General features: G+C 73.4%; 11 protein-coding genes. 4 read left to right on the top strand and 7 right to left on the bottom strand.

The features are described from left to right. The first annotated feature begins 176 nt into the window (after positions 1 to 176). A complete protein-coding gene (locus CFP65_RS23760; protein WP_104818096.1) occupies positions 177 to 1997 on the top strand; it encodes a phosphoenolpyruvate carboxykinase (GTP) in 1821 nt (606 codons plus the stop codon). 67 nt (positions 1998 to 2064) lie between these two features. Here CFP65_RS23760 and CFP65_RS23765 read toward each other — a convergent pair whose 3' ends face one another. Further along, positions 2065 to 3279, bottom strand: coding sequence for a pyridoxal phosphate-dependent aminotransferase (locus CFP65_RS23765; RefSeq protein WP_104818097.1), 1215 nt, complete (start codon positions 3277 to 3279; stop codon positions 2065 to 2067). 111 nt (positions 3280 to 3390) lie between these two features. Beyond that, positions 3391 to 4011, bottom strand: a complete 621-nt coding sequence (locus CFP65_RS23770; RefSeq protein ID WP_104818098.1) for a bifunctional 2-polyprenyl-6-hydroxyphenol methylase/3-demethylubiquinol 3-O-methyltransferase UbiG — start codon at positions 4009 to 4011, stop codon at positions 3391 to 3393. Positions 4012 to 4166: 155 nt separating this feature from the next. Between CFP65_RS23770 and CFP65_RS23775 the strand changes: the two genes are divergently transcribed. Together CFP65_RS23775 and CFP65_RS23780 are read left to right on the top strand one after the other, a co-directional pair. Further along, on the top strand, positions 4167 to 4850 hold the full coding sequence (locus CFP65_RS23775; RefSeq protein ID WP_104818099.1) for a prepilin peptidase: 684 nt from the start codon (positions 4167 to 4169) through the stop codon (positions 4848 to 4850). A 42-nt stretch (positions 4851 to 4892) separates the two neighbouring features. Further along, positions 4893 to 5324, top strand: coding sequence for a hypothetical protein (locus tag CFP65_RS23780; protein ID WP_104818100.1), 432 nt, complete (start codon positions 4893 to 4895; stop codon positions 5322 to 5324). Between the two features lie 31 nt (positions 5325 to 5355). On the opposite strand, the gene CFP65_RS23785 is transcribed toward CFP65_RS23780, so the two are convergent. From CFP65_RS23785 to CFP65_RS23805, 5 genes are all read right to left on the bottom strand, one after another. After that, the gene (locus CFP65_RS23785; protein ID WP_104818101.1) at positions 5356 to 6003 is read right to left on the bottom strand and encodes a sensor domain-containing protein; all 648 of its coding nucleotides are present in this window, start codon (positions 6001 to 6003) and stop codon (positions 5356 to 5358) included. A gap of 284 nt (positions 6004 to 6287) precedes the next feature. After that, on the bottom strand, positions 6288 to 6515 hold the full coding sequence (locus tag CFP65_RS23790; protein WP_104818102.1) for a hypothetical protein: 228 nt from the start codon (positions 6513 to 6515) through the stop codon (positions 6288 to 6290). A gap of 20 nt (positions 6516 to 6535) precedes the next feature. Continuing rightward, a complete protein-coding gene (locus CFP65_RS23795; RefSeq protein ID WP_104818103.1) occupies positions 6536 to 8464 on the bottom strand; it encodes a hypothetical protein in 1929 nt (642 codons plus the stop codon). Continuing rightward, positions 8461 to 9354, bottom strand: a complete 894-nt coding sequence (locus tag CFP65_RS23800; protein WP_104818104.1) for a protein phosphatase 2C domain-containing protein — start codon at positions 9352 to 9354, stop codon at positions 8461 to 8463. Before CFP65_RS23800 ends, CFP65_RS23795 begins: the two co-directional genes overlap by 4 nt. Then, entirely contained in the window at positions 9351 to 10034 is a 684-nt protein-coding gene (locus tag CFP65_RS23805; protein ID WP_104818105.1) for a hypothetical protein, read from the bottom strand. Before CFP65_RS23805 ends, CFP65_RS23800 begins: the two co-directional genes overlap by 4 nt. A gap of 186 nt (positions 10035 to 10220) precedes the next feature. On the opposite strand from CFP65_RS23805, the gene CFP65_RS23810 reads away from it, so the two are divergent. Then, positions 10221 to 12566, top strand: a complete 2346-nt coding sequence (locus CFP65_RS23810) for a helix-turn-helix domain-containing protein (protein ID WP_104818106.1) — start codon at positions 10221 to 10223, stop codon at positions 12564 to 12566. The last annotated feature ends 31 nt before the right edge of the window (positions 12567 to 12597 follow it).

The raw sequence follows: 12597 nt of genomic DNA on the forward strand, positions 1-12597 counted from the left end.
TCCCGACTCGGACTCGCCAGCCCGATTACCGGTAAGTAACTAGACATAGAGGCGTAAAACTTCGGCCAAACCAGCCGAGGTGCCGTGTTGGAGGGTTGTCCACGGAGCTACGCTGCAAAGACCCTCAACCCCCGCGACGCCTCCTCTTTACCGGGATGGCGTGAAACGGAGCGATCGTGTCGTTCGAGATCTCTGCAGAGTCCGCGCCCACCCGGCACCCGGCCCTGCTGGCCTGGGTGCGCGAGATCGCGGAGCTGACCCAGCCTGACCGCGTCGAGTGGTGCGACGGCTCGGAGGCGGAGTACCACCGCCTCGCGGAGCAGCTGGTCGCCCAGGGCACCTTCAAGAAGCTGGACGAGCAGAAGCGCCCGAACTCGTACTACGCCGCTTCCGACCCGACCGACGTCGCCCGGGTCGAGGACCGCACCTACATCTGCTCCGAGCAGGAGAAGGACGCCGGCCCGACCAACAACTGGAAGGCCCCCGCCGAGATGCGGGAGGTCTTCCAGGGCGAGAACGGTCTCTTCCGCGGCGCCATGAAGGGCCGCACGATGTACGTCGTGCCGTTCTCGATGGGCCCGGTCGGCTCCCCGCTGGCCGCGTACGGCGTCGAGATCACCGACTCCGCCTACGTCGCCGTCTCGATGCGCGTGATGACCCGGATGGGCCAGGCCGTGCTGGACCAGCTCGGCGAGGACGGCGAGTTCGTCAAGGCCGTGCACACCGTGGGTGCCCCGCTGGCCGAGGGCGAGGCGGACGTCGCCTGGCCGTGCAACTCCACCAAGTACATCTCGCACTTCCCCGAGACCCGCGAGATCTGGTCCTTCGGCTCCGGCTACGGCGGCAACGCCCTGCTCGGCAAGAAGTGCTACGCGCTGCGCATCGCCTCCACCATGGCCCGCGACGAAGGCTGGCTGGCCGAGCACATGCTCGTCCTCAAGCTCACCCCGCCGTCCGGCGAGGTCAAGTACGTCACCGCCGCCTTCCCGTCCGCCTGCGGCAAGACCAACCTGGCCATGCTCCAGCCGACCATCCCGGGCTGGAAGGTCGAGACGATCGGCGACGACATCGCCTGGATGCGCTTCGGCGCCGACGGCCGCCTCTACGCGATCAACCCGGAGGCCGGCTTCTTCGGCGTCGCCCCCGGCACCGGCGCCGACACCAACGCCAACGCGATCGCCACCCTGCACAGCAACACCGTCTTCACCAACGTCGCGCTGACCGACGACGGCGACGTCTGGTGGGAGGGCCTCACCGAGAACCCGCCGGCCCACCTCACCGACTGGCGCGGCAACGACTGGACGCCGGAGTCCGACACCCCGGCCGCCCACCCGAACGCCCGCTTCGCCGTCCCGGCCTCGCAGTGCCCGACCATCGCCCCGGAGTGGGAGGACCCGGCGGGCGTGCCGATCTCGGCCATCCTCTTCGGCGGCCGCCGCGCCACCGCCGTCCCGCTGGTCACCGAGTCCTTCGACTGGCAGCACGGCGTCTTCCTCGGCTCCAACATCGCCTCGGAGAAGACCGCCGCCGCCGAGGGCACCGTCGGCGAGCTGCGCCGCGACCCGTTCGCGATGCTGCCCTTCTGCGGCTACAACATGGGTGACTACTTCGGCCACTGGCTGAAGCTCGGCGCCCAGGCCGACGCCGAGAAGCTGCCGAAGATCTACTACGTCAACTGGTTCCGCAAGAACGCCGGTGGCAAGTTCGTCTGGCCGGGCTACGGCGAGAACAGCCGCGTGCTCAAGTGGATCGTCGACCGCCTGGAGGGCACCGCCGAGGGCGTCGAGTCGCCGATCGGCATCCTGCCGCAGCAGGCCGAGCTCGACCTGGACGGCCTCGACCTCACGCAGGAGGACCTCGACCTGCTGCTCACCGTGGACGCCGACATCTGGCGCCAGGAGGCCGCGCTCGTCCCGGCCCACCTGGAGCTGTTCGGCGAGCACACCCCCACCGAGCTGTGGGACGAGTACCGCGCGCTGGTCAAGCGCCTGGGCTAGTCGACTGGCGGAAACGTCGGGGCCCCAACGGCAGCAGCCGTTGGGGCCCCATCCACGTACGGACGGCCTACGGCTGGACGTAGCCGCTGAGGAAGTCGCCGATCCGGGTGACCGCGTCGGCGATCTCCTCCGGGCGCGGCAGGGTGACCAGCCGGAAGTGGTCGGGCTCGGGCCAGTTGAAGCCGGTGCCCTGGACGATCAGGATCCGCTGGGCGCGCAGCAGGTCGAGCACCATCTGCTGGTCGTCCTTGATCTTGTACACCTGCGGGTCGAGCTTCGGGAAGGCGTAGAGCGCGCCCTTGGGCTTCACGCAGCTGACGCCGGGGATCTCGTTCAGCAGCTTGTAGGCGGTGTCGCGGGATTCGAGCAGCCGGCCGCCGGGCAGCAGCAGCTCCTTGATCGACTGCCGGCCGCCGAGCGCCGCCGCCACCGCGTGCTGGGCGGGCATGTTGGCGCAGAGCCGCATGCTGGCCAGCACGGTCAGGCCCTCGATGTAGCTGCGGGCCCGGTGCCGGTCGCCGGAGAGCACCATCCAGCCGGAGCGGAAGCCCGCCACCCGGTACGACTTGGACATCCCGTTGAAGGTCACGCAGAACAGGTCCGGGGCCAGGGTGGCCAGCGGGACGTGCTCGGCGTCGTCGTAGAGGATCTTGTCGTAGATCTCGTCCGCGTAGAGCACCAGGTCGTGCCGGCGGGCGATCTCGACGATCCCCTCCAGCACCTCGCGCGGGTAGACCGCCCCGGTCGGGTTGTTCGGGTTGATCACCACGATGGCCCGGGTGCGGTCGGTGACCTTGGCCTCGATGTCGGCCAGGTCCGGGTACCACTCGGACTGCTCGTCGCAGCGGTAGTGCACGGCGGTGCCGCCGGAGAGGCTGACCGAGGCCGTCCAGAGCGGGTAGTCCGGGGCGGGCACCAGTACCTCGTCACCGTCGTCCAGCAGCGCCGTCATGGCCAGCTGGATGAGCTCCGAGACGCCGTTGCCGAGGAAGACGTCCTCGACGGTGAGGCCGTGCAGCCCCCGGTCCTCGTAGTGCATGACGATGGCCCGCCGGGCCGAGAGCAGGCCCTTGGAATCCCCGTAGCCGTGCGCCGTGGAGAGGTTCTTCAGGATGTCCTGGAGGATCTCCGGCGGCGCCTCGAAGCCGAAGACGGCCGGGTTGCCGGTGTTCAGCTTGAGGATGCGATGCCCCTGGTCCTCCAGACGCATCGCCTCGTCGAGCACCGGGCCGCGGATGTCGTAGCAGACATTGGCGAGCTTGCTGGACTGAATCACCTGCATGCCAGCAAACGATACGGCGCAGCCGCCCCCGGCGGCTCCGTGCCTTTGCACACATTCGGAAATCCTCCGTCCGGGTGTGCGAGGACTCGATCCACCAGTTCGAGCCGTGGGTCAGCCGGCGGTGGGGCGGCGCAGGACCAGGTCGCTCCAGCTGACGCCGGGGCGGTGGTGCGGGTCGGGGCGCTCGCTGAGGTGCACGGCGGCGAGGCCGTGCCGGGCGGCCAGCGCGGTGGTCTCGGCCGCCGAGACGTCGTACATCCGGCGGCCGGGCGGGACCGGGCCGTGCCGCAGCTTGACGGCCGCCAGGCCGCCGGGGGCGAGGAGCTCGGTGAGGGCGGCCATCGCGGTGGTGCGTTCGGCGGCGTCCAGGTGCATCCAGACGGCAGTCAGCAGCACCAGCTCGAACCGCCGCCCGGCCGCCCGCAGCAGCGGCAGCTCCGGCAGCGCGTCGGCCACCCACTCGATCGGTTGGTCGGCGTGGATCTCCCGTCCCAGCGCGCGGAGTTCGGCCACCGGCTCGGCCGCGACCACGGGGTGCCCGCGGCGGGCCAGCTCGGCGGCGTCCCGTCCGCTGCCCGCCCCGATGTCGAGCACGGCGGCGGGCGGCCCGGGCAGCAGCCCGAGCACGTCCCGGTGCACCTCGGCGAAGGTGACGCTCTCGTACTGGGCGACGAGCTCGGCGGCGGCCTCGCCGTAACCGGCCGTGCTGGCAAGGAGGTTCGAATCCGACATCCGGCCAGGCTAGGGGGTCGGCGGCCCGGGGCGAGCGCGGGGTGAGGGACTCGGCGCCGCCGGCCCGGTGGTTGGCCTAGGCTTCGCCGCACCGGACCGGGTGGGACCAGCCGGACCGGCCGGGGTGGTCGGCGCTGACCGGAGGGGGAGACGACGTGGTCGTGGTCGTACTGGCGGTGGCCGGGGCCGTGCTCGGGGTGCTGCTGCGGGGAGTGGTCCTCCGGCTGGCCGTGCCCGAGGGGGAGGCGTGGCAGCGGGGGTGCCCGAGCTGCGGGGGGCCGGTCCGGCCGGTGCCGCTGCCGTACCGGTGCCCGCACTGCCGGGCCCGGCTCGGGCCGGTGCCGCTGGTGCTCGAAGGCACGCTGGCCCTCGCCCTCGGCGGGCTGGCCGCCGAGCGGTCGGGCTGGGAACTCGCCACGGCCGCCGCGCTGTTCACGCTCCTGGTGCCGCTGGCCCTGGTCGACCTGCGGGTGCACCGGCTGCCGGACCCGCTCACCCTGCCCGCGTACGCCCTCACCCTCGGGCTGCTCGCCATCGCCGGTACGGGGTGGGGGAGTTGGGTGCGGGCCCTGCTCGGCGGCCTGGCGCTGGCGGGCTGCTACCTCCTGCTCGTGCTGATCAGCCCCGAGGGGATGGGCCCCGGCGATCTCAAGCTCGCGCTCCCGCTCGGCACGGTGCTCGGCTGGTACGGCTGGCCGGTGCTCTTCCAGGGCGGCTTCCTCGGCTTCCTGCTCGGCGCGCTCTACGGCCTCCCGCTGCTGCTCCTGCGCCGGGGCCGCACCCTCGCCTTCGGCCCGTTCATGATCGCCGGCGCCTGGCTGGCCCTGCTGGCGGCCTGAGCCGCGGGAACCGGCAGGCCGGGGCGGCCCGTCCGGATCGGTATGAGTACCACCGCCCTCCTCGCTCCGATGCTTGCGCCGCTGCTCGGCCCGCTGCTGTTCTTCACGGCGGCCGTTGTCCTGGCGGTCCGCCGGGTGCGCGGCAGGCGGTGGGGCCACGGCCCGTTCGCGGTGATGGCCGCCTCGGTGGCGTACACGGCGTACGGGCTTGGCCTGTTCTCGGGGCCGCTCTGGCAGGAGCCCGACGAGTACTGCGGCCTCGTCCGCGGCGTCCCGGGCGACCGCGTGGTCTCGCACGAGGCGCTGCCGGTGAGCGTGCAGTGCATGACCCAGGACGGCCACGGCACCGAGCTCGTGCCGGTCTGGGTCAACCCGCTGATCTACGCCGGACTGGCCGGGGCCGTGGCGGTGGTGGTGCTCTGGATCCGCGCGGTGGCCCGGCGCAGGACGACGGCAGGGGCGCGAAGTCGGTGACCTCGCGCCCCTGCTCGGGGGCTGCGTCGGCTCACCCGCCGGGTCCACCGAGTCTCGCCGCCAGGCGGAGGAGGACCCGGGCGGTGGACTCCGGCCCGGCGTCCGGCCCGCAGAGGCTCACCAGCAGCAGGGTGGCGCCGGCGCGTTCGGCCTGGTGGTAGCAGGGGCGGCCGTCCTGGCCGGGGGCGGTCCAGACGAGGCGGTCGGAGGCGGCCGCCTCACGGTACGAGCGGTTGGTGCGCGCCGGCTCGGCCGGGCAGGAGTCGACGGCTGCGGAGAGGCGTCGGTACACCGCCTCGGCGGCGGGCGCGGTGGGGTAGGAGGCCACGGCCTGGTCCACCGTCAGCAGGGTGGAGTCGTGGTAGCCGGTGGCGCGGAAGGCCGTGAAGACGGGGTCGAAGAGTGCCTGGGTGGCCGGCCTCCGTACGAGCTCGCACGGAGGGGCGGTCGCGGTGGCCTCGTCGGGGACGACTGCGTCGTAGGCCTGGGTCAGCGGGCGGTCGAGCAGGCCGCTCAGCTCCTCCTGGGTGAGGAGGGTGGATACGGCCGGACTCCGGGACGGTGGTGCGGCCGCCGTGGTCCTCGGGGTCGCCGAGGCGGCGGTGGGCGGGGCGGAGTGGTCCGGCCAGAGGTACCAGGTGACGGAGACGAGCAGGAGGCCGGCCAGCCCGAGGGCCACCGGGAGCGGCCGAGGTGGCCGGGGCGGCGGGTTCCAGGGCGGTGGGGCAGGTGGTGCGGGCCGAGGCGGCTGTGTCCGGGCGGGCGTCCGGGCGGGAGGGGCGGCGGCGGTGTCGGCAGGAGCGGCGGTGACGGGTGCGGCTGTGGCGCCCCGGGTCGGGCGGGTGGGCGGCCGTGGGGCGGGGCGGCCCAGCGGTGGAGCCACGGCTCGCGGGGTCTGCCGCCAGAGCGGGAGGGGTGGCATGGACGGGTCGGTCACGGACGGTCTCCTCGGCGTGGCTGCGGTCAGCGGTGGCAGGCGGCGGCGAGCACCAGCAGGAGGACGAGCAGCCCCAGCAGCTGGAGGCAGCCGGGGGCACCGCTCGGGCTGCGGTGGTTCACCTCGACCTGGCCGCCCGGCACGAGGCCCGGGTGCTGCTTGCGGTAGTGCTCGATCTGCTGCCGTTCTCCCTGGGACTCGGTGCTCCAGGCGGTCTTGAACCCGCACTCGCCGCACCAGTAGCGGTAGGCCACGGCTGCTCTCCTTCCAGTGGTCAGAGCCGGCGCCAGCACACGGTGTAGGCGAGGGTCGGGTAGTACTTCGGCTGCCAGGCCGTCCAGCCGTACTGGCCGCAGAAGCCCGGGTCGTACGCGTTGGTCCGGCCGTTCACCACCACGTTGGGGCGGACACAGGGGGCGGCCTTGAAGGTCGAACCCGTCTTCGACAGACAGGTGTTGACGCCCGCGCGGGCGGCGTCGTCCGGGTAGTTCATGCTGAGGCAGAGGACCACGTCGCTGCTCGCGCCGGACGGCCCGGGGAGGGGGCGCCAGTAGTTGAAGCCGGGCAGGCTTTCGCACCGGGAGTTCTCGCTGCCCTGGAAGACGGTGAGCACCTTGAAGTTGCCGTCCTGGCACGCCTGCCTGTCCCAGGTGCCGGTGTCCTGGAGGCCGAAGACGCAGTCGCCCGTCCGGGCGTGGAAGGCGGTGCCGCCGGGGCTCTGGTAGCTCAGGCACAGGACGCGCCGGGCCGCTGGTGAGGAGACGCTCTCGTCCTCGTCCGCGGCGTTGGCACAGCTGCTCAGGTCCGTGGTGCCCGAGTTGATCCGCTGCACCTTGAACGATCCCGGGCCGCAGGCGGCGACGGCGAGCACGGGGTGTCCGTCGGTGCCGGAGTCGGTGAAGCAGTCGCCGACCGAGGCGTCGCGGATCAGGTTGGGCGGCGGGGACGGCGAGGGTGGGGGCGGCGGGGCGCTGTAGGCCGGGGTGGTGTACGCGGAGGGGCTGTACAGCGGTGGGTCGGGCACCTGGACGGAGGGGCTCGGGGACGGGGCGACGGGGTGGGCGGTGCCCTGGTCGTGGACGGACAGGAGGACGAGGACGAGCGCCACCACAACGGCGACCCCGGCCAGTACCGCAGCGCCGGCCTTGCGCGGCGGCTTCGGTGGGGTGGGTCCGCTGGTCGAGGACAGGACCGGGGACAGGACCGGGGACAGGACCGGGGGCGGGGCCGGCACCGGGGTCCGCCTGGCCCCGGTGGCGACGGTGCGGGGCGAGGCATCGGCCGTCACCTCGGCGACGGTGGGTGCCGGGTCTTCGGTCGTCATCGTGGCGGCCACCGCCTCCAGCAGGTTGGTCCAGATCCCCGGACCCGGACGGCGGGACGGATCGGGGTGGAGCGAGGCCCGGGCCAGCTCGCCGAGCGTGGGGTTGAGCCGGGCCAGGGCGGCCGGGTCGGTGTCGGTCTGGTGGCGGGCGAAGAGCCTGACGGCCAGCAGGCCGAGTTTGAAGGCGTCGCCGGCCGGGGTGGCCCGTTCCTCGCCCGCGGGGAGCTGCCAGTCCGGGGTCTCGACCTGGGGCAGGACGGTCGAGCCGCGCAGCCGCACCCCGTCGCAGTCGATCAGGAAGCAGGCGGGCTCGGGGGTGAGGGAGAAGAGCAGGTTCCTCGGTGATACGTCGCCCACGGCCACGCCCAGCCGGTGCAGTCGGTCCAGGGTGCGCGCGAGGTCGGCGAGCAGCAGCAACCTGTGCCGGTCGTCGACGGACAGTCCGATCCCCTGGACGTAGGCGTCCTCGTTGAGCAGGTACTCCAGCGTGGCCAGGCGCTCCGGGCCGGTCGGGGCGCCGGGCAGGGCGCGCAGGGTGAAGCGGAAGCGGTCCGGTGCGGCCCGCATCAGGAAGCCGCAGGCTGTCCGCTCGCGCTCCACCACGGCCGTGGGCCAGGCGGTCTTCTCGCAGAGCCAGCGGGTCTTGGCACCGCCGAGGCCGTCGAGCAGGGCGACGGCGGCGGTGAGCGAGGCGCCGTTGACCTGCGGCAGGGTGAGCGGGTCGTACTCCTTGTAGACGACCGCCCAGCCGCCGTCCGGCGCATCCCGGTTGATCCGCTTGTTGCGCACCTGGTGCACGCTGCCCTGGCCGCCGCGGCCGAGCAGTTCGCCCAGGACCAGCGTGGCGCGGTCCACGGGGGTGCGGTGGAGAGGGTTCATCGCGGCGCCGCCTCGGGCCAGACCGCCAGCAGGGTGCGGTCGTCGTCGAAGGTCTCCCGGGAGAAGTCGAGCAGGTGCCCGAACCAGAGCGGCGGCGGCGGGGCGGTCAGGGCGCGGGCGAAGTGCACCCCGACCTGGCCGTCCCCGTCACCGAGGGGATCGCCGAAGCCGTCGGTGCCGATCAGCAGCAGATCGGGCGCGGCCAGGCGGGTTGTGAGCTCCTCCAGTCGGTCCGGCACCCGGGGCAGCGGGGAGACCGCCTGGCTCACCACCACGGCCTCCGGGGGGTTCTTGGCGGCGAACAGCGGCAGGTAGCCGCCGCTCGTACGGTCCAGCAGCCAGGCCCCCGAGTCGCCGACCCGGCAGAGCTCGACCTGGGTCTCCTGACCGGCGGGGCGGACGGCCCCGGCCACCAGCGTGGTCGCGTACAGCCCGGCCACCTCGGCGGGGGAGGGGTCGGCGGTCTGCAGGCGCCAGCCTGCCAGTTCGCGCAGCCGCTCGGCAGCGTGGCCGACCACGGAGGCGAGGTCGAGCGGTCCGGGCCCGAGGTCGAGCAGGTGGAGCAGCCGTTCCACGGCGGCGCGGCAGGCCTCGGTGGCGCCGTGCTCGGCCTCGGCGGCGCTGGAGACGCCGTCGGCGACGGCGAAGACGAGGCTGCCGGTGGCCGGGTGCGCGGCGGCCCGGGCCGCGTCCTGGCGCGGGCGGCCGTAGTAGCGGTGGGCGGAGCCGCGGACGGAGGCGAGCCGCAGCGCGAACCGGTCGGTGGACCAGCCGTCGCAGCTGCTGTCCGGGTGCTCGAAGGCGTGCGGGCCGGGCGGCCGTGACTCGAAGGCCGGCTCCGGGGTGCCCACCGCGATCCGCGCCCAGGGCGGGTGAGGTACGGCGGTCACAGCGTCAACTCGTCGATCACCAGGGTGAAGTGCTCCGGCCGGTGCACCACCAGGGTCGGGTCGCCCGAACCGAGCGCGCGGCTGGAGGCGACCAGGCTCGCGGTGAGCGCGTGGAAGAACTCCGAGATGGCCTGCCCCAGGTCCGCGCTCGGGTTGGCGAGGAAGGCGAACTCGGCGCGGGTGGCCACCTCGACCATGGTCCGGGCCTGGGCGTCGCCGATGCCGCAGGCGACGATGTTGGGGGCGGCCGGAGTGCGGAGCCGGTCGGTCAGGACGGCGTGCGAGGCCCGCCAGGCGTCGCCGTCGGTCGGCTGGCCGTCACTCAGGAAGAAGACCACCGGACGGTGCACCCGGTAGCCCTCGCTGCGCAGCCAGCGGACGTCGGCCGGAAGCCGGTGCAACAGGTCGTCGAAGACCGAGCCGTACGTGGTCACGCCGCGGATCTGCAGCCTCGGCACGGTGTACTCCGTCCGCATGTCGGCCACGGCGAGCCGCACCTGCACGTCCTCGGAGAAGCCGAGCACGGCCAGCCGCAGTTTGGCCGCCAGCATCGGCTCGGCCCGCAGGCCCTCGCAGAGCGAGGTCACGCCCTCGTCCAGCTCCCGCTGGTACGGGCTCATCGAGGCGGATTCGTCAGCCACCACGTACGCGGGCAGCAGCACGCCCCTGGTCTCCGTCATCCGGATCGGTCTCCTCTTCGCCGGTGTCCGCCGCTGCGGACACACCCGGGTGGCGGCCGCACGGGGAGCGGCCGTCGGCTTCGACGTTGACGTCGGTGCAGGTCAGGGCGGAAGGAAACGGACCGGCAGAATTTGACCGGTCGGCTTCAGTAGGCTCACGACCCGTATCTCCGGGGAGGGGGAGCCGTGGCGGAGGGGCTGGGGGCACTGCTGCGCGATCTGCGCACCAGGTCCGGGATGACCCAGGATCAGCTGGCGGAGCGGTCCGGTCTGAGTGAACGGACGATCCGCAGACTGGAGAACGACCGGGGTGCGGATCCACGACTGAGCACCGTGAACCTGCTCGCCGACGCGCTGGGCGCCGGGCCGGAGGAGCGCCGCCGCCTCGCGGAGACGCTGAGCGGTGGCCCGGCCGTCGTACCCGAACCGGCTCCGACGCTGCCGGAGGAGGCCGACTCCCGGGCCGCCCGCCGCCCCAGGGGGTGGGAGCGCACCGTGCTCGCCGAGGCCGCCGAGGAGCTCGCGGCGGAGGTGCTGCGTCGGCTGCGGCAGGAGGAGGGGCAGCGGCGGGTGCACGATCCCTACGCGCTGCCGGTGCGGTGGTCCCCGGCCGCCGCCGAGTTGACGGACCGTCCGGAGAACGTCCGCCAGCTGGCCCCCGGGGTGGGCGCGGCTCCGGAGCTTGACCTGGACGGTGATCTGCACAGCGTCGCGGCGGTCTACCGGCGGGTCGAGTCGGGGCGGCTGGTGGTGCTCGGGCGGGGCGGCTCGGGCAAGTCGATCCTGGCGATCCGCTTCGTGCTGGACCTGCTGGCGGCCGAGCAGCCGCTCGAACGGGTGCCGGTGGTGTTCAGCCTCGGCTCCTGGGACCCGTCGGCCGTCGGCCTGCCGGACTGGCTGACCGACCGGCTGCTCCGCGACCACCCCGACCTGGCCCGCCGGCTGCCGAGCGGACGGACCCTCGCGGCCGAGCTGATCGGCGCCGAGCTGGTGCTGCCGGTGCTGGACGGTTTCGACGAACTCGCCGAGGGGCTGCGGCCGGAGGCCCTGCGGGTGCTCAACCTCAGCCGGATGCCGATGGTACTGACCAGCCGTCGGTCCGAGTACGCGGAGGCCGTCGAGGCGGCTCGCGCTCCGCTGGTCTGGGCGGCGGGCATCGAACTCGCCGACCTGACCCTCACGGACCTGGACGGCTACCTGCCCCGCACCGTCCGGCCGGCCCACCGCCCGCCGGTCTGGGACGGGGTGCTGGCCGAACTGCACACCGGCCGGGCGGCCGGGAGCCAGGGGCTGGCCACCGCGCTGCGCACCCCGCTCTTCGTCGGCCTGGCCCGGACGATGTACAGCGAGGAGCCGGGGAGCGATCCCGGTGAGCTGCTGGACGCCGTGCGCTTCCCGGACGCGCACGCCGTCGAGGAGCACCTGCTGGCCGGCTTCGTGCCGACCGTCTACCGGTCCGGCGTGCCGGACCGCGTGACCGGGCGGCGGCGGGAGTGGGACGCGGACCGGGCCCGGCATTGGCTCGGCCACCTCGCGCACCACCTGGCGCGGCTGGACCGGGAGCGGCAGGACCTCGCCTGGTGGCAGCTGGGCGACTCGGCCGGGGCCTGGGCCAGGGTCCTGGCCACCTTCCTGGTCACGGTCGTCTCCGTCTGCGTCGCGGAGGTCCTGGTCATGCTGGTGGTCCTCTCCCGTGACCCGCTGCAGGCCCTGCTGGACTGCCTGTTGGTGGGACCGGTCGCGGGGTTCGCCTTCGGGGCCGTCCACGCGGTGCTGCTCCTCCGGGGCGCAGGGGAGTTCGAGCCGGCCCGGACGCGGTGGAGCTTACGGCGGGCGGATCGGAGCTGGGGCCGGCTCTTTCGGTCCAGGTTCGTGCTGGGGCTGGCCGTGGGGTTCCTGGCGGGCTGCGGGGTCAGCTGCACGCTCAGTGTGGAGCAGGCCGTGTACGGGTTCGTGAGCCTCACCGACCCGGTGGTGCTGTGGGCCACGCTGATCAACATGCTGCTCTTCGGCCTGATGTTCGGCCTTGTCGCCGGGTTGGGTCTCGGGTGCACCTCCGTGCTCGAGGTGCCGTTGGACGTCACCTCGGCGGCCACTCCGGCCGACCTCCTGGCGGTCAACCGGGCCACCGTCATCCGTCAGTTCCTGGTCCTGGCACCGGCGTCGAGCCTGGGGATCGCCCTGAGTGGCAAGCTGGTGGTCTGGCTGGGCTCCGGACTGCTCGGCCCGCTGTCCTGGCCCCTGGATCAGGGACTGATCACCGGCTCCATCGGCGGGATCGGCGGCTCGCTCGCCTACGCGTTCGCCTTCACCGCCTGGGGCCGCTGGGTGGTGCTGGCCCGGTGCTGGCTCCCGCTGACCCGGCGGCTGCCCTGGCGGACCGTCGAGTTCCTGGACGACGCCTACCGGCGGGGCGTGCTGCGCCGCGCGGGCGCCGTCTACCAGTTCCGCCATCTGCGGCTCCAGCACCACCTCGGAGCCGCGTACCGAGCGGGCCGGTCCCGGTTCAGCTCGGTGCACCTGGACGGATGAGCGAAGAAGGGGGGTGCGGCCCGCGGGCCGC

This window comes from Kitasatospora sp. MMS16-BH015 (assembly GCF_002943525.1).
Taxonomy (GTDB): domain Bacteria; phylum Actinomycetota; class Actinomycetes; order Streptomycetales; family Streptomycetaceae; genus Kitasatospora.